Source organism: Arthrobacter ginsengisoli (assembly GCF_031456935.1).
GTDB lineage: Bacteria > Actinomycetota > Actinomycetes > Actinomycetales > Micrococcaceae > Arthrobacter > Arthrobacter ginsengisoli.
In genome coordinates this window covers 99,978-124,567 of the sequence record NZ_JAVDVQ010000012.1, presented here as the reverse complement: position 1 = coordinate 124,567, position 24,590 = coordinate 99,978, and the positions used below count along the sequence as shown (strand labels likewise).

Annotated in this window: 22 protein-coding genes and 1 pseudogene; 11 read left to right on the top strand and 12 right to left on the bottom strand. The window is 67.7% G+C overall.

The annotated features are described in order from the left end of the window. The 5 genes from J2X01_RS14600 to J2X01_RS14580 form a co-directional block, all read right to left on the bottom strand. A partial coding sequence (locus J2X01_RS14600) for a DUF222 domain-containing protein (RefSeq protein WP_310058775.1) occupies nucleotides 1-1,219 on the bottom strand: 1,219 nt, incomplete at its 3' end. A 91-nt stretch (nucleotides 1,220-1,310) separates the two neighbouring features. Continuing rightward, on the bottom strand, nucleotides 1,311-2,099 hold the full coding sequence (locus J2X01_RS14595; protein ID WP_310058772.1) for a YqjF family protein: 789 nt from the start codon (nucleotides 2,097-2,099) through the stop codon (nucleotides 1,311-1,313). Between the two features lie 69 nt (nucleotides 2,100-2,168). Further along, nucleotides 2,169-2,558, bottom strand: coding sequence for a DUF1622 domain-containing protein (locus J2X01_RS14590; protein ID WP_310058769.1), 390 nt, complete (start codon nucleotides 2,556-2,558; stop codon nucleotides 2,169-2,171). 47 nt (nucleotides 2,559-2,605) lie between these two features. Further along, nucleotides 2,606-3,505, bottom strand: a complete 900-nt coding sequence (locus tag J2X01_RS14585) for an SDR family oxidoreductase (protein WP_310058767.1) — start codon at nucleotides 3,503-3,505, stop codon at nucleotides 2,606-2,608. 46 nt (nucleotides 3,506-3,551) lie between these two features. Beyond that, nucleotides 3,552-4,454 (bottom strand): MSMEG_6728 family protein, encoded by a 903-nt coding sequence (locus J2X01_RS14580; RefSeq protein ID WP_310058763.1) that lies wholly within the window; start codon nucleotides 4,452-4,454, stop codon nucleotides 3,552-3,554. A 213-nt stretch (nucleotides 4,455-4,667) separates the two neighbouring features. On the opposite strand from J2X01_RS14580, the gene J2X01_RS14575 reads away from it, so the two are divergent. Continuing rightward, nucleotides 4,668-5,195 carry a hypothetical protein gene (locus tag J2X01_RS14575; RefSeq protein WP_310058760.1) on the top strand — a complete coding sequence of 176 codons (528 nt, stop codon included), beginning with the start codon at nucleotides 4,668-4,670 and terminating at the stop codon, nucleotides 5,193-5,195. Nucleotides 5,196-5,303: 108 nt separating this feature from the next. Here the strand turns inward: J2X01_RS14575 and J2X01_RS14570 are convergent, their stop codons facing one another. Both J2X01_RS14570 and J2X01_RS14565 read right to left on the bottom strand, forming a co-directional pair. Next, nucleotides 5,304-6,020, bottom strand: a complete 717-nt coding sequence (locus J2X01_RS14570) for a transglycosylase family protein (protein ID WP_310058756.1) — start codon at nucleotides 6,018-6,020, stop codon at nucleotides 5,304-5,306. Nucleotides 6,021-6,283: 263 nt separating this feature from the next. Beyond that, complete coding sequence (locus J2X01_RS14565) at nucleotides 6,284-8,887, bottom strand: excinuclease ABC subunit UvrA (RefSeq protein ID WP_310058753.1); 2,604 nt, start codon at nucleotides 8,885-8,887, stop codon at nucleotides 6,284-6,286. A 48-nt stretch (nucleotides 8,888-8,935) separates the two neighbouring features. Between J2X01_RS14565 and J2X01_RS14560 the strand changes: the two genes are divergently transcribed. Next, nucleotides 8,936-10,027 (top strand): adenosine deaminase, encoded by a 1,092-nt coding sequence (locus tag J2X01_RS14560; protein ID WP_310058749.1) that lies wholly within the window; start codon nucleotides 8,936-8,938, stop codon nucleotides 10,025-10,027. A 177-nt stretch (nucleotides 10,028-10,204) separates the two neighbouring features. Next, a complete protein-coding gene (locus J2X01_RS14555) occupies nucleotides 10,205-11,938 on the top strand; it encodes a SulP family inorganic anion transporter (protein WP_310058744.1) in 1,734 nt (577 codons plus the stop codon). A 163-nt stretch (nucleotides 11,939-12,101) separates the two neighbouring features. Here J2X01_RS14555 and J2X01_RS22040 read toward each other — a convergent pair. Both J2X01_RS22040 and J2X01_RS14545 read right to left on the bottom strand, forming a co-directional pair. Continuing rightward, a pseudogene (locus J2X01_RS22040) lies at nucleotides 12,102-12,161 on the bottom strand (hypothetical protein); the annotation flags it as partial. 262 nt (nucleotides 12,162-12,423) lie between these two features. Further along, nucleotides 12,424-12,771: a nuclear transport factor 2 family protein gene (locus J2X01_RS14545; protein WP_310058740.1), complete on the bottom strand. Its 348-nt coding sequence runs from the start codon at nucleotides 12,769-12,771 to the stop codon at nucleotides 12,424-12,426. A 198-nt stretch (nucleotides 12,772-12,969) separates the two neighbouring features. Between J2X01_RS14545 and J2X01_RS14540 the strand changes: the two genes are divergently transcribed. From J2X01_RS14540 to J2X01_RS14520, 5 genes are all read left to right on the top strand, one after another. Then, complete coding sequence (locus J2X01_RS14540; protein ID WP_310058737.1) at nucleotides 12,970-13,209, top strand: hypothetical protein; 240 nt, start codon at nucleotides 12,970-12,972, stop codon at nucleotides 13,207-13,209. Between the two features lie 59 nt (nucleotides 13,210-13,268). Beyond that, the gene (locus tag J2X01_RS14535; RefSeq protein ID WP_310058778.1) at nucleotides 13,269-14,156 is read left to right on the top strand and encodes an NAD(P)-dependent oxidoreductase; all 888 of its coding nucleotides are present in this window, start codon (nucleotides 13,269-13,271) and stop codon (nucleotides 14,154-14,156) included. Between the two features lie 172 nt (nucleotides 14,157-14,328). Next, nucleotides 14,329-14,967, top strand: coding sequence for a hypothetical protein (locus tag J2X01_RS14530; protein ID WP_310058734.1), 639 nt, complete (start codon nucleotides 14,329-14,331; stop codon nucleotides 14,965-14,967). 216 nt (nucleotides 14,968-15,183) lie between these two features. Further along, on the top strand, nucleotides 15,184-16,056 hold the full coding sequence (locus tag J2X01_RS14525; protein ID WP_310058731.1) for a pullulanase X25 domain-containing protein: 873 nt from the start codon (nucleotides 15,184-15,186) through the stop codon (nucleotides 16,054-16,056). 140 nt (nucleotides 16,057-16,196) lie between these two features. Next, nucleotides 16,197-16,994, top strand: a complete 798-nt coding sequence (locus J2X01_RS14520) for an alpha/beta fold hydrolase (RefSeq protein ID WP_310058728.1) — start codon at nucleotides 16,197-16,199, stop codon at nucleotides 16,992-16,994. A 314-nt stretch (nucleotides 16,995-17,308) separates the two neighbouring features. On the opposite strand, the gene J2X01_RS14515 is transcribed toward J2X01_RS14520, so the two are convergent. After that, complete coding sequence (locus J2X01_RS14515) at nucleotides 17,309-19,084, bottom strand: glycoside hydrolase family 13 protein (protein WP_310058725.1); 1,776 nt, start codon at nucleotides 19,082-19,084, stop codon at nucleotides 17,309-17,311. A gap of 131 nt (nucleotides 19,085-19,215) precedes the next feature. Beyond that, complete coding sequence (locus J2X01_RS14510) at nucleotides 19,216-20,484, bottom strand: mechanosensitive ion channel family protein (RefSeq protein ID WP_310058722.1); 1,269 nt, start codon at nucleotides 20,482-20,484, stop codon at nucleotides 19,216-19,218. Between the two features lie 189 nt (nucleotides 20,485-20,673). Between J2X01_RS14510 and J2X01_RS14505 the strand changes: the two genes are divergently transcribed. The 3 genes from J2X01_RS14505 to J2X01_RS14495 all read left to right on the top strand — a co-directional run bounded on the left by J2X01_RS14505 (nucleotide 20,674) and on the right by J2X01_RS14495 (nucleotide 23,314). After that, nucleotides 20,674-21,393: a hypothetical protein gene (locus J2X01_RS14505; protein WP_310058720.1), complete on the top strand. Its 720-nt coding sequence runs from the start codon at nucleotides 20,674-20,676 to the stop codon at nucleotides 21,391-21,393. Nucleotide 21,394: 1 nt separating this feature from the next. Next, a complete protein-coding gene (locus tag J2X01_RS14500) occupies nucleotides 21,395-22,183 on the top strand; it encodes a hypothetical protein (RefSeq protein WP_310058717.1) in 789 nt (262 codons plus the stop codon). A gap of 96 nt (nucleotides 22,184-22,279) precedes the next feature. After that, nucleotides 22,280-23,314 (top strand): alpha/beta fold hydrolase, encoded by a 1,035-nt coding sequence (locus tag J2X01_RS14495; protein WP_310058714.1) that lies wholly within the window; start codon nucleotides 22,280-22,282, stop codon nucleotides 23,312-23,314. A 12-nt stretch (nucleotides 23,315-23,326) separates the two neighbouring features. Here the strand turns inward: J2X01_RS14495 and J2X01_RS14490 are convergent, their stop codons facing one another. Further along, nucleotides 23,327-24,586: an ABC transporter permease gene (locus J2X01_RS14490; protein WP_310058711.1), complete on the bottom strand. Its 1,260-nt coding sequence runs from the start codon at nucleotides 24,584-24,586 to the stop codon at nucleotides 23,327-23,329. Nucleotides 24,587-24,590 lie beyond the last annotated feature (4 nt).

The following is a 24,590-nucleotide window of genomic DNA, read 5'->3' as shown; positions in this document are numbered from 1 at the left end:
GTTTGCAGGCGCCGACGAAGCCGTCGAGGAGTTTCTGCGGGCGGGACCGCCGGTCCAGGGCGGCGCCGGCACGGTCCGGACCGCCGCCGGCCCACGCGAGCGGGCCCGCGCTACCGGCCCCGGAGTCCGCTGCGGCGCCGGCGGCCCACGTGACAGGGTCCTGGGCGGCGGGGGTGCGGGGGTTGGTGGCGGTGTTCATCACGGTCAGGAGGTGTTCGAACTGTTCGGCGGTCGCGAAGATCTCGAGGTGCTGGAGTCCGTGGCGGGGTTTGCGGAGGAAGGCGCCCTGGAACTGGCGCAGCAGCTCGTCGGAGGGTTCGGCGCCGTCCTGGTCCACCGCGTCGGTCCAGCTCCGGGCCACGCGGGCGAGGAAGTCCGGGTCGTTTTCGGCGGCGGTGCGGGTCAGTGCGTGCTCCATCCGGGCCGCGGTCTCGGCGTCGCAGACGTGTCGGACGCGGTCCAGGGCCAGGGTGATGAGGGTCGCGGACCGCGAGGCAACCCTGCCGGAGGCGGCGGCGGCGGCGAGTTCCGCGTGCACGGGAGGCAACGGTTCGCCGGTGAAGCCCTGGCGCGGGAGCAGGTTCCCGGCGAGCGAGAGCCGGCGCCGGGCCTCGGGGGCGCTGATCCGCAGCCGCGCCCGCAGGAACTCCGTGGTGTTCCGGTATCCGTCATCCACGGCACCGGCACCGGCACCGGCACCGGCACCGGCACCCACACCGGCACCCGCGCCGCCCGGGCCTTCGGCACCTGGACCCGCGGCACCGGTACCCGTGCCGGTATCCGCGCCCGGGCCAGGTGCGGGTCCCGCGCCGGCGGCGCTGCCCGGGTCCGTGCCGGGGCTCTCGCGCCAGCCGGTGGTCCACGAGGCGCCGGCCTTCGTCGCGGCGGTGGATGCCTCTTTCCTGGTCCGGTCCACGGCGGCGGCCGCCACGAGCTGCAGATACTCCAGCGTCCGGGAGAGATCCTCCAGTGTGCCGGCGAAATCCGCGGCCGCCTCGAACCCCAACAACGCCGCGTCCCCGACCGCGGTCACGCCCGCTTCCCGCAGCAACGCCAGAGCCCCCTCCACCCCGGACGCACCCACCCCGGCAGTGGCCCCGGACGGACCGGCCCCGGCAGCGTACCCGACTCCGGCTCCGGCTCCAGCTCCAGCTCCGGCTCCGTTTTCTGCGCCCCGGTCCGTGTCCTGGAAAGGAATGAAACCCCTGAAGATTTCCATGAACACAGTCTCTCAGAGGGGTCCGACACTAATAACGATCCCATTCGGAGCGGAACTGTGTGGCGATAGCAGCCCGCGATTCAGGCGGTTTTCAGGACCCGCCGTCCAGGAACCGTGGCCGGCCGAACTGGGTACGCACCCCGGGGGAGAATAGCACCGAGCCGGGTGGTCCTGTGACGTTGATGCCGGCCGCGGCGACCAGCTGATCCTCGAGGTGTGTCAGTTGCGCGCGGTACAGCGGCCACGCGCGGTGGGTGTTGGGAACATACAGGGTCCTGCCCCGGAACCGGGTGTGAAGGCCGAACCGGGCGGTGAGGTGGACGGACAGCGGATCGGTCGCCTCGGCGTTGAGCTCCGGCGCAACCGCAAAGTCGGTCCAGGCGCCGCCCCGGAAACGCCGCACGCAGTACCCGGCGTAGGTGCCAGCCGCACCCAGCCGGCCCGCGCCACCCCGAAGACCGGCGCCAGCCGCGGCATCCAAGCCCCCCGCCCCTCGGAAGTCCGCCCGCGACCACACATAGGGAATCCCGGCCGCCCGCGCGGCCAGCACCACCGCCAACCGAGACGCATCCAGGCTGAGAAAAACCACACCCCGGGTGCCGTCCGGCTCCCGGGAGTAGAGGCGCACGTTGATCTCGTTGAAGCTCCCGAAATAGGGGACCGCAGGCCCGCGGCCCAGGCGGGCTCCCTGCATGCGGAAGCCGATCAGCCCCACCCAGGCGGCGCCGTCGAAGTCGTCGGGCACCACCCCCGGAGGCATGAACGGCGCCGCGACGGCGTCAGGGATGCGCCAGTGCAGAAAGACCGCATCCATCCACTGCTGGTCCATGATGATCGGGGCCGGAAGCCCAGGGGCGCTCGGCCACGGATCAACACCCATCAGCGGGGGCCTGCGGCGGGGTCAGACATCTGCCGAGCCTAACCGGACCCCGCGACACCCGAAAGGGATTCAGCCTGCAGATGCGTGAGTGGAAGCGCCTTCGGGTTCCTTCTGCCAGGGCCAGCGGCCGGTAATTTCGAGCTCAAGGGAGAAACTCAGGAAAGTCCGGATGAGGACAATGATGGCGAGCACCCCCACGCTTTCATAAGTGGGTGCGACGGCGACGGTCCGGATGATGTCCGCCGCGACCAGAAGCTCCAGCCCGAGCAGGATCGAACGGCCCAACAGTTGCCGGTAGGAGCGGTAGACGGAGAACGGCGCGGAGTCCGGGGGCAGGTGGCGGGGCCGGAAGCCGCGTATTGCCATCGGGACGGACACGACGGCGCCGATCACCATCACGGCCACACCGGCGATGTCCATGTACCGGCCGGCGGCTTCGATGATGTGCTGCCAATCCATAGTTCCCCTCACTGGAAAATCGGTGCGTGTCCCCTGGAACGCCGGCCCTAGGGGTACCGTACGCCTACACCGGCGAGAATGTCCCGGTAGCCTTCGCGGAAGCTCGGGTAGGTGAACTCGAATCCGGTGCTCCGCAGCAGTGCGTTGCTGCAGCGTTTGTTGCCGCCGCGGGACGGCTCGCCGCTGGCCTTGGGCGCGCCGGCCGGTGCACGACTTTCAGCCGTGCCCGACGGCGGCTGGGGGAGCCCCAGCTCGGCGGCCAGGAAGAGCAGCACCTCGCCCAGCTCGGCAGGCTCGTTGTCCACGCCCAGGTACACCGGCGCCGGGACCGGGTTCATCGTGCACAGGTGGACGATCGCGGCCGCGGCATCGTCCCGGTGGATCCGGTTCGTGAACCGTGACTCTGCCGGAATCAGCGCGGAGCCGCCGTGGACCTGGTCAATCAGCCGCGTCCGGCCGGGACCATAAATGCCGCCGAGCCGCAGCACCACCGGGGTGATCCCGGTGCCGCCCAACCGGCTCAAGAGAAGCTCCTCCGCCTCGCGGATGATGCGGCCGGAGAAGCCGCCGGGCTCCGGCGTCGTACTTTCATCAATCCAGTCGCCTCCGGCGTCGCCGTAGACGGCGGTCGAGGAGACAAAGAGTATCCGCCGTACCGGGGCGTCGGAGCGCTGGACGGCGTCGAGCATGTTCGACAGCCCGTCCACGTAGGCCGCCCGGTAGGCAGCCTCGGTGGGCGCATCGGCCGCAATTGCGACGACGACGGCGGTGGCGTCCGCCGGGATGGGCGGCAGTTCACCGGAGCTCAGGTCAGCCGCGGCACCTTCGATGGAGGCCGGGAGCTTCTCCGGCGATCGCCGCCAGCCCACCACGCGGTGACCCGCAGCGGCGAACCGCAGCCCGGCCTCCGTGCCCAGGTCGCCACAGCCGGCCATAAGTACAGTCATAGGCCCAGTGTGCCAGTATTCGGCGGCCGAGGCCGCCGAATCCGGGCTACCGCGCCGGGATCGGGAAGAAGACCCGCGGATCCTGCAGCAGCGCCGGGTAGTCGAAGGCCGAGCGGTCCAGGATCTCGTCGACCTGGAAGTTCCGCGCGAAGCGGCCTTCCACCGTGATCGGACGGCCCAGGACCTTGCCGACGGCGAAGGAGGCGCCGCCGTCGAACGGGATCGCAACGGTCGAGTTGCCGGGCAGCGTGGTGAACGCTTCTTCCTGCTGCTGGCGCTTGCGCGTGGGCTTCTTAACGAGCTGCTTCGGCGGGAGCTTTCGCACCTTCGCCGGCCGGCGGGCACCGGAATCGGCGTAGACGAACTGGTACTCCTCTTCGCCTGCCGCCGCGGCCTTCGCACGGCCCACGAGCGGCAGGCTGACGGTGTTCAGCTTTTCGGGCGCGGTGTCGCCGAGCGGCTGGCGGAGGATCCACATCCGGTCGCCGATCGGATCCTCCGGCAACAGCTCGTGCTTGGGTTCGGGCCAGACGTACTCCAGGTCCAGCTCCGTGTCCGGGAAGAGCGGCGTGTAGAACCGCGGGTCCTTGGCGATCAGCCGGGAGCGGTGGCTGAGATGCAGTTCGGGGGCCCCCAGCCACGGGGGCATCGGGATCTTGGCGGCGTAGTCGGGGTGCGCAGCCTGGGGGGCGAATTCCATGATCTTCTCGCGGGTGGTGTCCTCGCCGCCGCGAGCCGTCCATTCGTCGACAATGGTCAGGCCGTAAAGCGTCAGCGCAGGAACGTACCCCATCCACATCCGGATGGCCGGGTGCGACTGCCAGCCGTACTCCGGGATCACCAGCGCACGCAAGGTCTGCAGCGCTTCGACGCGCTGCTTGCCGAGCCGCGCGTGGTCCAGGACCGCGGCGCTCTGCTGGAAATCGGGGAAGGGAAGAAAAGTCTGCATCTCTCCAGTTTGAGGCCATGGAGCCAATGCGCCAATTGCGGGAGGCTGCGGGTGAGCGCATTCACATTTCGGAACGGGACAGACAGTCCGCAGGTTCGGCGGGTAAACTATCACAAACCACCAATGACGCCCGGAAGACACGCCATGCCGAATAAGCCAGACACTGAATCAAGGGCGCGGCCTGCGCCCGGACAACTCCCCAAATATGGCCAAATGCTGAGTCCCGACGCGAACGGGATACTCATCCTGGAGGAGTTCACGATCGATCCCGCGGCCGCCCGCAAGGAGCAGTACGGCTTCGGGGCGGCCCTGGCCTCGGTGGCGCTGACCATGCGGCGCCTGCTGGCGCTCCGACTGTTCATCGCCGTCGTTGCGATCGCCAATCTCCCGCTGTTCCTGCTTTCCAGCGGCTGGGAGATCTACGTCGTCTCGCTGACCGTCGTGGTGGCCGTCCACGCCGCAGTATCGTGGCTGAACCGCCACGAGCCGAAGATCCGCCAGAAACGGATGCTGGAACTGCATCTCCATCGCGAAAAAAGCGCCAATTACCGCAAGGTCCGCGACGCCGTGAAGTACGTCATCGACGCCCCCGCCCGGATGAACGAGAACCTCTACCTCGAACTGCTCGCGGCCAAGCGCGTGGCCCTGCATCTCGCCATGGGAACCGTCGCACTGCTGGACACCAGCGACGACACTGCCTGGAAAGTGCGGATCGTCCGGGAGATTCCCCAGGTCGCCTAGCGCCTGACACGACGACTAGCGCCTGACACCACGACGCCGGAGGGTCCCCGTGAGGGAACGCTCCGGCGTCGTGGTTTAAACGGTGCTGCTGGGTCGGCCGGGAGCTGACTAGGCCGGAAGCTGCAGCACCTGGCCCGGGAAGACCAGGTCAGGGTCGCTGATGGTGGCCGCGTTGGCGTCAGCCAGCAATTGCCAGCCGCCGGCGATGTTGAGCTTCTCGGCGATCTTGTCCAGGGTGTCGCCGCTCTGGATCGTGTAGCTCTGGCCGCTCAGGGGGACGGCCGCCACGTGGCGTGCCGGGGCGGTCGCCTTCGCGGTCGCCTTGGGTGCTACTGCCTTGGGGGCGGCCTTAGCGGCGACCTTGGGCGCGGAAGCCTTGGGCGCCACCTTCGGGGCTGCGACCTTGGCCGCCGCAGGGGCAGGAACGGAAGCCGGCGCCAGTGACGCGCTTTGCGGAGCGACGGCTCCGCCGGTCAGGCCCAGTTTCGCGGCGCACGACGGCCAGGCTCCCCAGCCCTGGCCGGCCTGAACCCTCTCGGCGACGGCGATCTGCTGCTCACGGCTGGCGCTGGCCGCAGACCCGGTGCCGCCGTACGCCGCCCACGTGCTGGGGCTGAACTGCAGCCCGCCCGCGTAGCCGTTTCCCGTATTGACGCCCCAGTTTCCGCTGCTTTCGCACTGGGCAAGTGAATCCCAGACGGAACTGGCAGTGGCGCTCGGGACGGCTGCATTGGCCGCCGAAGCGGACAGTGCGACGCCGGCTATCGATACGGCCGCGAGAGTGACGCCGCGGCGCGCGACAGTGCTGTAGGTGGATTTCTTCATGGGGTACATGCTCCTGAGGGCCACCGGTGCTCGGTCCGTCCCCGGACGTTGTCGCACTACTGCCCGCCCCTGACAATAGAGGTCGTTGCGGTGTCTACCGGTCGGGCAGTATCTGGTGGTGGTAGCACCGGGCATTCATGCCCGGTGTTCGGGCATGCACTCTACGCTAAGCCAGGCCCCGGCCGTTATCAAGACGTTATTATCTGTAAATTCGTTTTATCCACGGCGAGCCTCAGCCGGACTCTTCGGGGTTCAAAGGCCGCTCAACTGCCGAGCGCGGCGGCAAGATACGGCGCCGTCCGGCTCTTTGTGGAGCCTGCGACGACGGCGGGCGTCCCGGTCGCGATGACCTTGCCACCGGCGTCGCCACCGGCGGGGCCAAGGTCGATCACCCAGTCCGCGGCCGCCACGACGTCCATGTCGTGTTCCACCACGATCACGGTGTTGCCGGCGTCGACCAGCCGGCGCAGCTGCGCCATGAGGAGTTCGACGTCGGCCGGGTGCAGGCCGGTGGTGGGCTCGTCCAGCAGGTAGAGCGAGTGCCCGCGCTGGGCGCGTTGCAGTTCGGTGGCGAGCTTGATCCGCTGGGCTTCACCGCCGGAGAGTTCCGTCGCGGGCTGGCCCAGCCGCAGGTAGCCCAGTCCCACCTCGCGGAGGGTTTGCAGGCTGCGGGCCGCGGAGGGGACGGCGTCCAGGAATTCGGCGGCGGCGTTGACGCTCAGAGCGAGGACCTCGGCAACGTTCTTGCCGCGGTACGTGACCTCGAGCGTTTCCGGGTTGTAGCGGGAGCCGTGGCATTCCGGGCAGGGGCCGTAGCTGCCGGGCAGGAACAGCAGTTCGACGGCGACGAAGCCCTCGCCCTGGCAGGTCTCGCAGCGGCCGCCGGCGACGTTGAAGGAGAAGCGGCCCGCGCCGAAGCCGCGGGCCCGGGCCGCATCCGTGGCCGCGAACTCCTTGCGGACCGCGTCGAAGAGACCCGTGTACGTGGCGAGGTTGGAGCGCGGGGTGCGGCCGATCGGCTTCTGGTCCACCTTGACGAGCCGGTCCAGCTGGTCGAGCCCGGACACGGGGCCAACGCTGAGTGGCGCGGCGGACTCGGCGTCCGCGGACTCCAAGTCGTCGGTGGCTTTCGCGGCGTCGGCCTCCGGATGCAGCCGGGCGCCGACGACCTCGGCGAGGACCTGGCTGACCAAGGTCGATTTGCCGGAACCGGACACGCCGGTGACGGCGGTCAGCACGCCGAGCGGGAAGTCGGCGTCCAGGTCGCGCAGGTTGTGCCGGCTGATGCCGCGCAGCTCCAGCCAGCCGGCAGCCTCCCGGCGGGCAACTTCCCGGCGCGAGCCGCCCACGAAGGATCCGTCGCCGTCGTCCGTCATGCCGGAGCCGCCAGTCGAGCCGTTCGGGAAAAGGAACGGCCGCGTCACCGACGGCTCCACCTCGGCGAGCCCGGCCACGGGGCCACTGTAGAGCACCTCGCCGCCGCCCTCGCCGGCGCGCGGGCCGACGTCGACCAGCCAGTCGGCGCGGCGGACGATGTCCATGTTGTGCTCCACCACAAACACCGAGTTGCCGGAGGACTTGAGCTGGTCCAGCACCGCGAGGAGGGGTTCGGCGTCGGCCGGGTGCAGGCCGGCGGACGGTTCGTCCAGCACGTAGATCACGCCAAAGAGGCCGGAGCGCAGCTGGGTGGCGATCCGCAGGCGCTGCATCTCGCCAGGGGAGAGCGTGGGGGTGGACCGGCCCAGCGCGAGGTAGCCCAGGCCGAGGTCCAGCAACACGGTGACGCGTTGCAGCAGGTCGCGGGTGATGGCGACCGCCACCTCGTTGGCCTCGCCGGAGCTCTGCTTGCGCGAGGCGGTCCCTGCGGCCGTCAGCTCGGTGGTGGGACGGATGATCCCGGCCAGGTCCGTCAGGGGAACGGCGTTGAGGTCGGCGATGGTGTGGCCGGCGAACGTCACGGCGAGGGCCGCCGGAGTGAGGCCGCTGCCGCCGCAGCGCGAGCACGGCCCGGTTTCCATAAAGCGCAGCACGCGGTCGCGCATCGTGGTGCTCTTGGAATCGGCGAGGGTGTGCAGCACGTAGCTCCGGGCGCTCCAGAAGCGGCCCTTGTACGGCTTCGCGACCCGGTCGCGCTCGGGCGTCACCTCCACCACGGGCTGTTCCTCGGTGAAGAGGATCCAGTCGCGGTCCTTCCTGGCCAGCTTCTGCCAGGGGGTGTCGACGTCGTAGCCCAGATGGGTGAGGATGTCGCGCAGGTTCTTGCCCTGCCAGGCGCCAGGCCAGGCGGCGATCGCGCCGTCGCGGATGCTCAGCGCGGGGTCCGGGACCAAGGAGGACTCGGTGACGGTGTGCGCGATGCCCAGGCCGTGGCACTCGGGGCAGGCACCGGCGGCGGTGTTGGGGGAGAACGCGTCCGAGTCGAGCTGGCCGGCGCCGTCGGGGTAACTGCCAGCGCGGGAGAAGAGCATCCGCAGCGAATTGGACAGCGTGGTGAGCGTGCCGACGGTCGAGCGGGAACTGGGCGTCCCGCGGCGCTGTTGGAGCGCGACGGCGGGCGGCAGCCCGGTGATCATTTCCACCTTGGGGTTGTGGCCCTGCTGGATCAGCCGCCGGGCGTAGGGCGCCACCGACTCAAAGTAGCGGCGCTGCGCCTCGGCGTAGATCGTGCCGAAGGCCAGCGAGGACTTGCCGGACCCGGACACCCCGGTGAACGCCACGATCGCGTCGCGGGGTACGTCCACGTCAACGTTCCGCAGGTTGTTCTCCCTGGCGCCGCGGACCCGGACGAAGCCGTCCGTGGGACGGCCGGCGTCCAGCCCCGGAATTTCCAGTTCGGCCAGATGGGAAGCATGCGGATCAGTGTGCATCCGATCGACTCTATCGGTGTCTGCCACCGGCGGGCATATCCTTACCGGATGGACACTAACGACGGCGTCGCTGCCACCGGGGACGCTGCACCCGACAGCCCAGCAACAGCCACCTCCGGGGTTCCCGAATTCGTCGAGGTTCCCGAGGCGGTCCAGGCCCCGCTGCCGGTCGCGGAACTCCACCTGCACATCGAGGGAACCCTGGAGCCGGAGCTGATCTTCGCCCTGGCCGAACGCAACGGAATCCAGCTGCCCTACGCGGACCTGGACGAGCTGCGCTCCCGGTATGAGTTCACGGATCTCCAGTCCTTCCTGGACCTCTATTACGCCAACATGGCCGTGCTGCGGACCGAGCAGGACTTCGCCGACATGACCCGGGCATACCTGTCCCGGGCTGCGCTCGCCGGTGTCCGGCATGCCGAGATTATGCTGGACCCGCAGGCGCACCTGTCCCGTGGAGTGGCCCTGGAGACCTGCGTGAACGGTGTAGCTTCCGTACTGGCCGTTTCGGAGCAGGAGTTCGGCATTTCCACCCTGCTCATCGCCGCGTTCCTGCGCGACCTGTCCGAGGACTCCGCCCTGGAGGTGCTGGAGAAGCTGCTGGCCATGGACGCGCCGATCGCCGGCATCGGCCTCGACTCGGCCGAGGTGGGAAACCCGCCGGCCAAGTTCGAGCGGCTGTTCGCCCGGGCCAAGGACGCCGGGCTGCACCGGATCGCGCACGCCGGCGAGGAGGGGCCGCCGTCGTACATCATTGATGCCCTGGAGATCCTGGACGTCGAGCGGATCGACCACGGCATCCGCTGCATGGAGGACCCCGAGCTGGTGGAACGGCTGGTGAACGAGCTCATGCCGCTGACCGTGTGCCCGCTGTCCAACGTCCGGCTCCGCGCGGTGGACACGCTGAACGAGCACCCGCTGCCCGCGATGCTCGCGGCCGGGCTGAATGTGAGCGTGAACTCGGACGATCCGGCGTATTTCGGCGGGTACGTCGACGACAACTTTGCCCAGCTCAGGTCGGTGATTGGGCTGTCCGAGTTCGATTGTGTGCGGATGGCGGCGAATTCGATCCGTTCCTCGTTCGCGAGCGACGAACGCAAGGCGGAACTGCTGGCCGAACTGGCGGCCTCCGGGCACTAACCTTCCAGTTGCCCTATCACTCCTGGTTGCTAAAACCGGCCGGTGGGAACCAAAACTGACAGGGCAACGTGGGCGACGGCGGTCAGCTCGCCGCACCCACCAACGCCGCCGGCCGGCTGACCCGGTTCACCCTCGGCGGAGGATGTACCGGAAGTCGCGGCGCGGCAGAGTGCTGCTATGACCGAGACCCGACAGCGGCCGACGGGCTGGCTGCGCCAGTTGATGCCCGGGTTCGACGTCGCCGCGCATTATCAGAAAAGCTGGTTCGGCAAGGACGTCGTTGCCGGAATCGTCCTGTCAACCCTGCTCGTTCCGCAGGGCATGGCGTACGCGGAATTGGCGGGACTGCCGCCGATCACCGGGCTGTACACGACGGTCCTGTGCCTGCTGGCCTATGCGGTGTTCGGCCCGTCCCGCATTCTCGTGCTGGGGCCGGACTCTTCGCTGGGCCCGATGATCGCGGCGACGGTCCTGCCGATCGTCGCATCCGATGGGGACCCGCAGAAGGCTGTGGTGCTCGCGTCGATGCTCGCGCTCATGGTCGGCGTCATTATGATCCTTGCGTCCGTCGCCAAGCTCGGCTTCATCGCAGACCTCATCTCCAAGCCCACGATGATCGGCTACATGAACGGTCTCGCGATCACCATCCTGGTAGGCCAGCTCCCGAAGCTCTTCGGGTTCAAGGTGAGCAGCGAGGGCTTCATCGGCGGCGTGGTCGGCTTCGCCCAGGGCCTAGCCGGGGGCGAGGCGGTGGTTGCCGCGGCCGCCGTCGGTATCGCCGGAATCGTGTTGATCCTTGCCCTGCAGCGGTGGCTGCCCAAGGTCCCGTCGGTGCTCGTCATGGTGGTGCTCGCGATCGGGGCGACGTCTCTCTTCGACCTCGCCGACCGGGGCGTTTCCCTCGTTGGGGAACTGCCGCAGGGCTTCCCTCCGTTCACGATTCCCTTCCTGGAGTTTTCTGACTTCGCCCTGATGTTTGCCGGCGCCCTGGGGATTGCGCTGGTGTCGCTGACGGACACCATCTCGACCGCGTCGGCGTTCGCCGCGCGCTCCGGTGAGGAGATCCGCGGCAACCAGGAAATGATCGGCATCGGTGCGGCGAACCTGGCCGCGGGCCTGTTCCAGGGCTTCCCCGTGAGCACCAGCGGCTCCCGGACAGCGGTCGCGGAACGTTCCGGCTCGAAGACCCAGCTCACGGGCGTGACGGGTGCCGTGCTGATCCTCCTGATGCTCGTGCTGCTGCCGGGGCTGTTCCGGAACCTGCCCCAGCCGGCGCTGGCGGCCATCGTGATCACCGCATCAATCTCCCTCGCCGACATCCCGGGCACCATCCGGCTCTGGCACCAACGCAAAACCGAGTTCAATCTCTCGCTCGCGGCATTCCTCGGCGTGACGCTGCTGGGGGTCCTGCCGGGCATCGGCATCGCGGTGGGGCTGTCCATCCTCAACATCTTCCGCCGGGCCTGGTGGCCTTATGAGACGGTGATCGGGCGGGTGCCGGGGGTCGAGGGATTCCACGATGTGCATTTCCATCCGGACGCGAAGCACCTGCCCGGCCTGGTGATCTACCGCTTCGATGCGCCGCTGTTCTTCGCCAATGTCAGGCCGTTCCGCGACAACATCCGGCGGCTCGCGCGCACCGAGCCCAAGCCGCGGTGGATCGTCATCGCGGCCGAGCCCATCACCGACGTCGACACCACGGCCTCGGACGTGCTGCTCGAGCTGGACCAGGAGCTGAACGCGCAGGGCACGTCGCTTGTGTTCGCGGAGCTCAAACACGGGGTCCGGGTAAAGATCGAGCGCTACGAACTGACCAGCCAAATCGACCCGCGCCACTTCTACCGCACCGTCGACGCCGCCGTGGCCGCCTACATGGCCGAAACCGGCGCCGAATGGAGCACCGGGGAGTAACCGGGCACGACACGGAGAGCAGGCCCGCCTCGAACTTCAGGACGGATTCCAGAATGGGCCGCAGCAGGTCGTGGGCCTTCGGGGTCATACGGACGAGCGCACCGCGGCCGTCCTGGGGGTTGATGTCCCGCTGGACCAGCCCCGCGTCCCGGAGCTTCTTGATCCGCTTGGTGGCGCCGGCGCCGGAGATGAGGAGTTCGGCCGCGAGCTGGGTTGGAGCCATCGGCCTGCCTGTACGGGCCAGCAGCGACAGCATGTCGAACTCGGCCCGGGTGATGCCGTTCTCGGCCAGCAAGGTGTCGCTGCGCAACTGGATAATCTGTGCGATCCGGTTGATCCGGGCGACAATGTCGACAGAGCCTATCTCCAGGCCGGGGAAAATCTGCTCCCACTGCTGCCGCACGCGGTCGGCATAACTCCCATCGATGATAAAACGATGGAGGCCGTTCCCACCGAGGGAGCGGCCTCGGCGTGAGCGGCGGGGATTACGCCCAGATATACTCTTCGGCGATCGCTCCGGCACGCCACTTCGCGACCGTCACCATTCGGCTGCCATCCTCGAACTCGCCGATGACACAGGTCCACTCGCCGGATCCGAAGGCGATCGGGTGGGAGATGATTTGGGGCGGTGTGCCACCCACTGAATCGACGAAAGCCTTCATCGCGTCAATGTGCTGTTCGACCCCGCGCGTGGGTTCCTGGCCCTTCCAGTCAACGAGAACGTCATCAGTGTGGTGATGGGCAAAGGTGCCGCTCCAGTCGGCCTTGTTCCAACCGTCGAAGTCGAGATCGTCCATTCCTTTGAGGTTGCGGTCAACGTGTTCGTCCTGCATTGGCTTCTCCGTTCTCCAGGCGCGCCGACGTCGGTATCCGGTCGCGCTGCCGTTCCAACCTTGAGCTTGACGCGCCCAGCGTAGATGAGCGGTCAACGACGTACAACAGTTCCAGCAAACACGGTCCGGTTAGACCCAGGTTTTTGCCAGCGCCGCGTGGCCCCTGCCTGCCTGCCTGCCAGCTCGTTGGCGACGCCGGTGCAGACCTTCGCCCCGACGTATGTGAACATAGGGCTGAACCCGGTAACCATCCACCGTGCGATCGCGATATCCGGTGGAACCTCGCTGCTGCCCCACAACGGATTCCTGGCCGTGTTCAACGGCCTGGCAGGGTTCAAATTGAAGGACTCGTTCGTTCGGGGATTCATCAGTTTCCATGTCCCGCACTACATCGGCATGGTCATCCTCGTCACCATGGCGTCCTTCGGCCTAGCATGACCGCAGGGGCCCGTCACGAGAACAATCGTGAGCGCTGAGGGAACAACCCGGCGCCAGGGATCCCGGGCCACCACCGGGATCGAGCAAACAAGAATCGGAAGGATCTGATCATGAGCAAGAAAATCGGTTTCGTAGGACTCGGGACCATGGGACTTCCCATGGCCATCAACTTGAACAAGGCCGGCTTCGAGGTCATCGGTTATGACGCCTACGAGGGTTCCCGCGAGAAGGCGAGGGCCGCCGGAATCACCGTCGCCCAGACCCTGAAGGAAGTCGCCGAACAGTCCGACGAAGCGATCGTATCGATGGTCCGCGACTACGCCCAGAACGTCGACGTCATCCTGGGCGAGGGCGGCCTGCTCTCCGCCGGGCCCAAGAACGTGACCATCATCGTGATGAGCACGCTGGACCCCGACACGATGAACGAACTCGGCCAGCAGGTCGAGGAAATCGGTTACGCGAAGCTCATCGCCGCCGCCGTCAGCGGCGGCGCCACCGGCGCCCAGGCCGGCACACTCTCGATCATGGCATCAGGCCCGGAGGACGTTGTGACTGCCGCCCGGCCGTACTTCGACGCCGTCGGCTCCAACACCTTCTACTACGGCAGCAAGCCCGGCAACAGCCAGGCCGCGAAACTGGTCAACAACCTCGTCCTCGGCATCAACATGAACGCCGTCGCCGAAGGACTGAAGTTCGGTGCGCAGTACAACCTGCCCGAAGCCGAGCTGCTGAACCTGTTCAAGGTCAGCACCGGTGACAGCTGGGTGGCCCGGAACTGGGACTCCGTCTCGGAGTGGACCGCGGACACCGCCCTCGCAGTGCTGCTCAAGGACCTGAAAGCCGCGCACCTCAAAGGCCTCGAGCACAACGTGGCCATGCCCTTCAACGCCCTGTCCTCCACCCTGCTCTTCGACTCCATGGGCCAGGAGAAGCCGGAAGCCAAGTAGCCGAACCGGAAGATCCTTGCACGGCGTCCCGGGATTGGACTATCCCGGGGACGCCGCTTTGGCGTGTGGCCGAATTCGCCGCTCATGACCTGTTCGGCGGCCGTGGCCTGCCGGGGCGGAGGAGCGGGCAAGGCCCTATCCTCGAATTAGCCGATTCAAAGGAGAACGCATAATGGCTGACTGGCAGGACACCCTTCCCCTCTGGGCCGGCGCCTGGGCCGCCGTCCGTGGACAATCCTCCGTTCCGGAGGGCTCCGGCGTCGTCACCGCACAGACCGGGGAACACGCCCATCCGGAGTACATCCTGGCCTGGCCCGGGAGTGATGCCGACGGCGCCGCCGACGCAGTCAGCCAACAGCCCGGGGCGGTCCTGACCCTGGTGACCGCCGACCCGGCGGCGGCAGCAGGTTACGCCGCGGCCCGCGGCCTGGCCTCGGTAGATATCGCCGTGCTGCTCACCGCCCCCACGAACGAACTGAACACCCGACTGGACCTACCTGAGAACGCCGAGCTTGCCCAGGCACCCCTGGAGCTTTACGACCTCGTGGAAATATCGGTGTTCGACCACCCAGTCGCCAGCGGCCGTATCAGGATCGAGGATGGCCTGGCCTTCATCGGCGGTGTGCAGACCGACACGCCGGAATCCGGAGGTAGCTTCGAGGCGGCAGTTCTGGCAGCCCTGGCGGACGAGGCCTACGTACACGGCGCGGACACGCTCTACACGGTCCTCGGCCCGGGCCAGGTGGCAGCCTACACCGCCTCGGGATGGACCGTGGCCGCCCATGTCATCAGCCTCAACGCGCCCGCGTGAACCCTGAATCCCGCCGGACTTACTGGTGCGATTCACGAGGTGCGGATTCCGCACCGAAAAAAACTACTCACGAGTACAGCTGCCCTTGACCCCTCGCGCCCACCGGGATGCGGTGTAATAGTGGGTCACGACACACAGAGTTAACCTATGCTACTCGCGGGAACCTATCCGTTCTTGGCAAAATGCAGGTGGAACAATTGCTTCTAGAGGAGACCCATGGGCGCGAATACTGCGGAAAACACCACCCGTCGACTGAAAGCTGTACTGGACGTCCTGACCGAGGGGGTGTGGACGGATGAGAAGCTGAATGCCGGAACGGTACTCGGCGAGGCAATCGCACGCGTTCCCCTCAACGAGGATGAGAGTGAGTTGCTGAGCGGCGGGATTCCCCGCGGCCACAAGTCGCTGACCACCGCCACGGCGAGACTGGTCAAGGCCGGCTGGCTGGTCAAGGGCCGTTCGGGCTGGACCATCACCGAAGACGGCCAGCGCGCCACCGTGGCGTTCGCTGACCCGGCCGCCTTCGCCGCAGCGCTCGACGCCGGAACTCCCGTTCCCGCCGACACCCCGCTGCCGTCCGCGCCCGCCGGGAAGCCGGCTGTTAAGGCCGCCCCGAAGGCGGCGAAGGTTGCGGAGAAGGTTGCCGGCAAGGCTGCCAAGCTGGTCGAAGAGGCCGTTGCTCCGGTCGCCAAGGCGGTCCGCAAGCGCAAGGCCCCGGCCGCTGAGGCTCCGGCCACCGGTCCGGCGGCGCCAGCTGGCGACGTCCCCGCCATCAGCGTCGAGACCGTTGAGCAGCCGGAAGCCGTTGCCGTTGCCGGCGACTTCAACGTCCTGCTGGGCGCGCCGGCCAACTGGGCACCCCAATACGACGAATCCCAGATGGAACTGGATCTTGTCGATCAGCTCTGGAAGATCGCGGCGGACCTACCGGCCGGTTCCTACAGCTTCAAGATTGCGCTCAACCGCTCCTGGGATGTGAATTTCGGGGCCTTCGGTGCTTTCGACGGCGCCAACCACGAGGTGCACCACTCCGGCGGCCCGCTGGTCATCCACTACGACCACCGGACCCGCGACATCATCCTGGCATAGGGGCCGAAGCGCACCCTTTTTTGCCCTAACACCAACGACCCTTCGACGCCGGAATCCCGGCGTCGAAGGGTCGTTGGCGTGTCTGGCGTTGGCCGCGTGCGGGCCCTGCCGGCAACCGCGGACCGGCCTAGCATTGGATCATGGAAACAGTCGAGGTTGACGGGCTGCGGATCGCTTATCAGCGGGTTGGCCAGGGACCGGCGCTGGTCCTGTTCCACGGGGTCGGGGAGGACAGCCGGATCTGGGGTCCGCAGCTGGAAGGTCTCTCGGACGAGTTCACGGTGTTCGCCTGGGACGCTCCGGGCTGCGGGCAGTCGGACGACTCTGCTCCCGAGTTGTCCGCCGGGGAGCTCGGCGCACTCACCGCCGGATTCCTCCGCGCGGCCGTACCCGCGAAGCCACACCTTCTCGGGCTGTCGTGGGGTTCCATGGTGGCACTGGAGCTTTACCGCGGGTATCCCGGGGTGCCCGCGTCCCTGGTGCTGGTGTCCGCCTATGCCGGCTGGGCGGGCTCCCTGCCGCCCGAAGAGGTGGAGCGGCGCTTCGCCCAGGTGCTGGCCGAGATCGAGCAGCCGCCGGAGGTTTTTGTCACCGAGTGGCTGCCCACCCTTTTTACGGACAAGTCCGATCCCGCCGTGGTTGCTGAAGTCAGCCGGATCATGGCCGACGTGCGCCCGGCCGGGATGCGGGCCCTGCTCTCCGCCAGCGGCCGGGCCGACTACCGACCCGTGCTGCCCACCATCAGCATTCCCACGCTCCTGGTGTACGGCACAGACGATCAGCGCTCCCCGCTGAGCGTGGCCCACGAACTGCACCGGCAGATTCCGGGCTCAAGACTCGCGGTGATTCCCGACGTCGGGCATCTCGCCCCGATGGAAGCGCCCGACGCCTTCAACGCCCAGGTGCGAAATTTCCTGCACGGCATAGCTGCGGCGTGAGTCGGTCCGCAGACTAAACCACGCTAGAACCGCGTCGGGTCCGGCCGCGGCGGGATCGGGCCGGGATCCGGAATCGGCAGCGGACCGGGGGTGGGGAACGGCCCGGGCACCGGCGAGGGTCCGGGTTCCGGGATCGGCGCCGGGGGCGGGACAGGTCCGGGCTCCGGCGGGAAGGGATCCCCGGGTTGCGGCTCCGGCGTGGTCGGCCCGGGTTCCGGTGGAAACGGCTCAGGTTCGGGTGGCGGCGGGATGGTCATGTCAGGCTCCCTCACTCATCGTTGAACGTGTGTTTCACGGGGTTGGTGGTCCGCGGCTTACCGATCCGGCCGCGCTGCCCCGGCGCGCAGGACCTTCAGCTCCCACGGCCGGAGATGAAGGCGGGGCGCCGCCTCGGCGGGGTAGTTGCCCAGCACCAGTTCCGCACTGCCCCACGCCAGCGGAACGTCGGCGTCGTCAAGCGTCACCTCCTGGTCCTGACCGGAGAAGTTGCCGAGCACCAGCAGCCGGGTATCCGGCAGCGACCGGACAAAGGCGTAGACGTGCTCGTCCCGCGGCAGCAGCATCGTGAAGTCGCCGTGCGAGACTAAGGGCTCCGTGTGCCGCAGCTCGATGACCTTCCGGTAGAAGCTGTACACCGAGTCGGGGTCCTCGACCTGCGCGGCGGCGTTGATGTGGTTGGCGTTGGGGTTGACCGCAATCCAGGGTGACCCGGTGGTGAAACCGGCATGCCGCGACGCGTCCCACTGAACCGGCGTGCGCGCGTTGTCGCGGTTCAGCGGCGCCAGCGCGGCAAGGACCTCCGCGTCCGTGTGGCCCAGATGCGTGGTGGCCTCGCGGTGGTGGTTGAGGACCTCGATGTCGCGGTAGTCGCTGATCGTCCCGAAGGTCATGTTGGTCATGCCCAGTTCCTCGCCCTGATAGACATACGGCGTGCCCCGGTGCAGGTGCAGGATGCCGGCGAGCATCTTGGCGGAGAGTTCACGGTACTGGCCGTCGTCGCCGAAGCGTGACACTGCCCGGGCCTGGTCGTGGTTGCCCCAGTAGAGGCTGTTCCAGCCGCGCTCCGCCAGGCCGGTCTGCCAGTGCCCGAGGGTCTTCTTGAGGTCGGTGAGCTTGAGCTTCTTGGGCCGCCATTTGTTGCCGTCCTCCTGGTCCAGGGCGACATGCTCGAATTGGAACACCATGTCCACTTCGGCGCGCTCCGGGTCGGTGAACAGGACGGCTTCGTCCACGGTGACGCCGGGCATTTCGCCTACGGTGAGCAGCGGGCCGGGGCGGCCGGCGAAGACCTCCCGGTGCATCTCCTGCAGGAATTCATGGATCCGCGGCCCGCCGATGTAGAACGGGCTCCCGTCTCCGTGGAGCATGCCGGCGGCGATGGGCCCGTCCGGCAGAGCGGTGTTCTTGGAGATGAAATTGATGACGTCCATCCGGAAGCCGTCCACGCCCCGGTCCAGCCACCAGTTCATCATCTCGTAGACCGCGGCCCGGACCTGCGGGTTTTCCCAGTTCAGGTCCGGCTGCTTCCTGGAGAAGATGTGGAGGTAGTACTCGCCGGTGGCCTGGTCGAACTCCCAGGCGGGTCCGGAGAACGCCGAACCCCAGTTGTTCGGCGCAGCGCCCGGGCCGGCGCCGGTGCCATCGGCAGCTGCCTCCCGCGGCGGCCGCCACCAGTACCAGTCCCGCTTGGGGTTGTCCGTGGAGGAGCGTGATTCGACGAACCAGGGGTGCTCGTCCGAGGTGTGGTTGACCACGAGGTCCATGACCAGCTTCATGCCCCGGGCGTGCAGCCCGTCCGTCAGCTCCCGCAGGTCCTCGAGCGTGCCGAAGATCGGGTCGACGTTGCGGTAGTCGCTGATGTCGTAGCCGTTGTCGTCCTGCGGGGAGGTGTAGATCGGGGAGAGCCAGACGACGTCTACGCCGAGCCGGTGCAGGTAGTCGAGCCGGCTGATGATGCCGCGCAGGTCCCCGATGCCGTCCCCGTTGGAATCGGCAAAGCTACGCGGATAGATCTGATAGACGACGGCGCTCTGGAACCAGTCGCGGGCAGGAGCCGCAACGGATTCTTCAGCGGGCTGCTCTACCGTCATTGGGGAACTCCTCAGCTGCTCCAGCGGGCTCCGGCGGGCAGCGCCGACGCTGACTCACCGACGTCTGATTATTGAACAGTTCCCGCAGGCAGGGAAGACCCTCCCAGCCCAGGCCGGCCGCCGCGGCCGCATCAGTTCTGCGCGGCGATACTCTTCTCCCGGTCCTCGAACACTTCATCGCTGGGGCCGGTGAACGCACGGGAGCGCTGAATCGCTTCGATCGATCCGGTGAACAGCTGGGAGTCGTGCGGATCGGCCGGGTGCCGGCTGTCCGCGGCGGAGACCCTGCCGGGCCGCTTGGCGGAGGCGGCGGGGGCGGCGGCGGTCGCATCGGGCGATCCGGACCCGAGCGAAGCGGCACCGAGCGATTCGAGCCGCAGGTGGGGGAGCGCCGTCGGGTGTTCCTGCTGCAGGAACAGCACCAGCTCTTCGCGGATCAGGCACCGAAGGTCAAAGAGCGTTGCGCTGTCGGCGGCGCTGACCAGGATGCGGACCCGGACGAAGCCGGACGTCGCGTCGGTGATCTGCAGGATGCCCACACGTTCGTCCCAGAGCTCGGTGGAGGCAAGGACCCTCTTGAGTTCGGCGCGCATGTCCTCGACCGGGGCGCGCCAGTCGAGATCGAACTCCACGGTGCCCATGACTTCGGACTGCCGCCGGGTCCAGTTCTCGAACGGGGTGGTGGTGAAGTAGGTGGAGGGCAGGATCATCCGCCGGTCGTCCCAGATGTGGACCACCACGTAGGTCAGGGTGATCTCCTCGATCCGGCCCCATTCCTTCTGCACCACGACGACGTCGTCCACCCGGATCGCGTCCGTGAAAGCGAGCTGGATGCCGGCGAAGACATTGACCAGGGAGGTCTGCGCGGCGAGGCCGGCGACGATCGAGATCACCCCGGCGGAGGCCAGCAATCCGGCGCCGAGGGCCTGGATCGCGGGGAACGTCAGCATCGAGATGCCCAGCGCCACGATGACGATCAGGGCGACTCCGATCCGCCGGGCCAGGATCACCTGGGTGCGGAGCCTGCGGGCGCGGCGGTTGTCCGCCACGTCCACCCGGTAGCGGGTGAGCACCATGGTCTCGATGATCAGGAGCACCGCGATGGCCAGCCACGCGAGGGATCCGATGAGCGCGATCTGCAGCGCGTGGTCCACGCTGCGGCGCCACCCGGCATCCTCCGTGGTCAGGCCCAGGGCGATCCGGACGCCGATCAGGCAGAGCCCAAATCGCAGCGGCAGCCGCGCCACCCGGGAAGTCTCACGGAGGGCTGGCTGGTTGCGGTTGAGCCGCAGCACAATCCGGCGCACCAGCCAGGAGGCAAGGAGTCCGCCGGCCACCGCGAGGGCGACTGCGAGGATAGGGGCCAGGAAAGGCATGGCGGGATCGAGGACATTTTGCATTACTTAAGCTGTAGCAAGCTTCCGCGGCCAATTGAAATCCTCGGGGTGCAAGGTGGGAAGCGTCACGGCGGCCAACACGGGGACATGCCGCCAGGGACCACAGGGTGCCAAGGGTCCTAAGGCCCTAGTTTCCTCGCGGAAACACCCGAGAATTGTCCAACCAGTCGATTTTTCCCAGGGGGAGGGGCCATGGGCCGCGCCGCGTCATTCGCCACATCCATTTCCGCCCTAAGCGCGGCGGTCATCCTGGCTGGATGCGGGTCACCGGCTGCGGCCCCCGCCACCAGTTCCCCGACGGTGACGCCCGCCACGACCAGCGCTTCGCCCGCGACTGCCACCCCCGCACCGACCGTCACGGTCCCGGCGGGCTGGAAGACGTTCACGACGTCGGACGGCTCGCTCGCATTCGACTACCCGGAGACGTGGACCATCAAGGACCCGGCCGGTGAACCCGCCGAGGGCGGCGTCTTTGTGGAGCTCGTGAGTGACTACGGCAAGACGATGGCGACCCTCCGGACAAACATGGTCACGGGCGCCGAGTGCACCGAGAAGTTCCCCTTCATGACGTACGACGCCGAGCCGGTCCCGGCGCTGACCCAGGGCGGGGTGGCGCCGCGGTTCGTTTACGAGAGCCGGACCAACCCGGCCTCGAGCGATCCGTCGACGTCCCTGAGCCTGGCCTACGGCATCACGTCCGCGCCGGAACCCGCCGGGGAGACCGCCTGCCCCATTTTCCACTTCTTCACCTGGCCGCCCAGCGGCGCCATGTTCGGCGGTGTTTACGACCCGTTCGACACCACCCCGGGAGGTCCAATGCATGTGGATACCCCCGAGGTGTACATGGACACCACGGAATACAAGGACGTCAAGCAGGCAATCACGTCACTGCGGCCGGTCGGAAAGCAATGACGTGAACTGGCCGGCGGTTTCACCCGGCACCGGCCGCCTGGGCCCCGCTGTGGGCATCGCTGTCAGCTCGGTCCTGCTGCTGACGTCCTGCGGATTCCCGGCATCGCCGCCGGCAGGCACCGCACCGGCCAGCCAGACCCAGGGCAGCACCACGACGCCGTCCACCACGACGCCGTCCGCGACGACGCCGGCGTCCGAGGGACCGGCGTCGGGCTGGACGACATTCACAACGACAGCCGGGGAACTGTCGTTCGACTACCCCGCCGGCTGGACGGTCAAGGACCCCGGCGGGGCGCTCACCGGAGAGTTCGTGGATGTCCTGAACGCCGAGGGGAAACCAATAGCGGGGCTGCGGACGAACATCGTTACCGGGGCGGAATGCGTCGACAAGACCGCGTACCAGGTCTACGATTCCGAGCCGATGCTTGCCCTCGCCGAGGGCGGCGGCGGCGACGGCGGGGTGCCCCGCTACGTGTTCGAGTCCCGGGGCGAGGACACGGATCCGGTGGCCACGCAGTCCACCATCGCCGCCTACGGCATCACCATGGTCCCCGAAGAGTCCGGCGCCACCGCGTGCCCGATGTTCCACCTGTTCCTGTGGCCGCCGAGCGGGGCCTTCTTCGGCGGGACGTACAACCCGGAGAACAACACAACCCCCGGGGACCCCTCGCTGCCCTACCTGGAGAAAGCGAAACTCTACGCCGCAACCCCGGAGTACCAGGACATCCGGAAGATGATCACCTCGCTGCGGCCGGCGGGCGCCACGGCGGGTGTGACGGCGGGGAAGTAGCCGCAGGGGGGCCTGCCCCGTGCAGCGACCGCGGGGTTACGCTAGCGGTGCCAGCCCGTTCGTCCTGGCATTGCTTCTGGCACTGAAAGGCCCGCCATGAGGACCAATCCTCGTCGCACGGATGCTTCCCCGCCCGAGTCCGCCCCCGCCGGCGATTCCGCTTCCGGGTCCGGCCACCACCGGCCGAAGCGCCGAAAAGCGCTGCGAATCCTCGCCGCGGCGGTCCTGGCCGTGATCGTGCTGTGCCTGGCGTCGACAGCAGTCAACCTGCTCCTGGAGCGGCAGGAGCGGGCCAGCATCACCCCCTACGGCCAACGGGTCGAGATCACCGGCGGAGCGGTGAACGTCTACCGGAACGGCCAGCCCGGCCAGCCGATTGTGCTTCTCAGCGGCTTGGGAACGGCCGCGCCCGCGCTGGACTTCGCACCGTTGATCCGGGAGCTGGGCGACTTCGACGTCGTTGTCGTTGAGGGATTCGGCTATGGCTACAGCGACCTGAGCGCCAGCGAGCGGAGCAACAAGAACATCAGCACGGAACTCCACGAAGTGCTGGGAAAGCTCAACATCGCTCAGCCCTATACCCTGGCCGGCCACTCGATCGCCGGCTTCTACATGCTGGACTACGCCAACCGCTATCCGGCCGAGGTGGCAGCCGTGATCGGGATCGACGTCACCGTGCCGAAAGCCACGAGCGGGCCGGTGGAAGTGCAGTCAGGAGGTTTGGGCCTGGCGCGGCTGCTCTCCGTCACAGGCGTGGTGCGGGACGTGCTCGCGGTGGCTCCCGGGCTCGCGGAACCCGACGGCGACGCCTACACGCCGGAGGAACGCGAACGCATGCGCCTGATGATGAGCTGGAATTTCGGCAACCAGGCTGTCGCCGATGAAACCGCACGGATCGGAAACAACGCCGCGGACCTGCGCGGAATCAGCTACCCCGACACCCTCCCCGTACTGGCTTTCCTCGCCGACGAAGGATCCGCGGAGACAGCGGGCAAGGCTGCGGCGCTCGAGAACCTCCTGAAGAACGTCAAACGCCACGAAATTGTCCCGCTGGCCGGCGGCCATTACCTGCATTGGACCCAGTCCAGGCCCATGGCCGAGGCGATCAGGAACTTCCTCGCCACCCGGTAGCCGGAACGGCCCTCAGCCGGCCGCCGTCGGGGGCACTCCGGCAACAGGGCGCCGCGCCTTGGAACGCAGTGCGTTCCGGACGTTGACCTTTGAGGTGTAGGAGATGGAGCCGTACTGGAAGAGCCGCACGGCGAGGCGGAGCATCACCGCGGCGCCCACGTAAAGGATCGCAATCACAATGCCGGCCTCGAGCAGGCTCAGGGAGCCGAAGCCGTTGCGGAGCAGGGCGGTCACCGGGGCCGAGAAGGGGAAGAAGGTGAAGATCTGCACGATCACGGACTGCGGATCGGAGACCACCAGGGCCACGGCGTAGAACGGCACAAAGATCAGCGCCATCATCACGCCCATGAAGTTGCCGGCCTCTTTGGCGGTTGGCATCACGGCGCCGATGGCCACCAGCGTGGTGGTGAACAAGGCGAAGCCGCCGATCAGGATGAGCAGGCCCACGGTCATCCGGACCGGGTCCAGGACCAGCGGGGGCAGGTCCGGGGCCGTGAGGCTGAGCTCCTCGGGGAAGAACAGCCGGGCGATCAGGATGGGTGAGAGGAACACGATCATCTGCACCAGGCCGATCCCAAACAGCGCGATCACCTTGCCCGCGATGAGCGTCGTCGGTTTGAGCGTGGTCAGGATCATCTCGGTGACGCGGTTTTCCTTCTCTTCCAGCGTGGAGTTGAGCATTTGCCCGGCCAGGAGCACGATCAGCCCGTAGAAGATGACCAGGAAGAACAGCGGCGGAATCACCGAGCCCAGGCCGCCGGATTCCTTGGTGCCGTCATAGGTGACGGTCTGGATTTGCACTTTTCCGGCTGCGAGTGCGGACAGCTGCGGTGACCCGATCTTCTGTTCGACGGCGTGCGTCAGCATGGCCTGCGCGACGGCGGCGTACTTGCCGTTCTCGAAGATCCCCTTGTCCGCACCGTAGACGTGCACGGCCGTCGTTTCGGGGTGGGCGGGGTAGTCGAAGTGGGCGTCCACGGCGCCGGACTGCACGGCCTGGATCCCGGCGTCGGGGGAGTCCGCGGCGGTGGCCCCGAAGAGTGCGGCGTCGGCGGCGGTGATCAGTCCGGAGGCGTCTGTGTAGGAGATGCTGAACTGGGCGCTTTTCTGCGCCTCGGTTGCGGTGTCCGTGGTGGTGTTGCTGAGGAAGATCAGCCCGAAGACCACGGCAATGATGACCGGAACCGACAAGGTGCCGATCCAGAACCGGCCTTTGGTCACGGTGCGGATGAATTCGAAGCCCACGACGGTGCCCAGATTGTGCTGCGCCACGGCA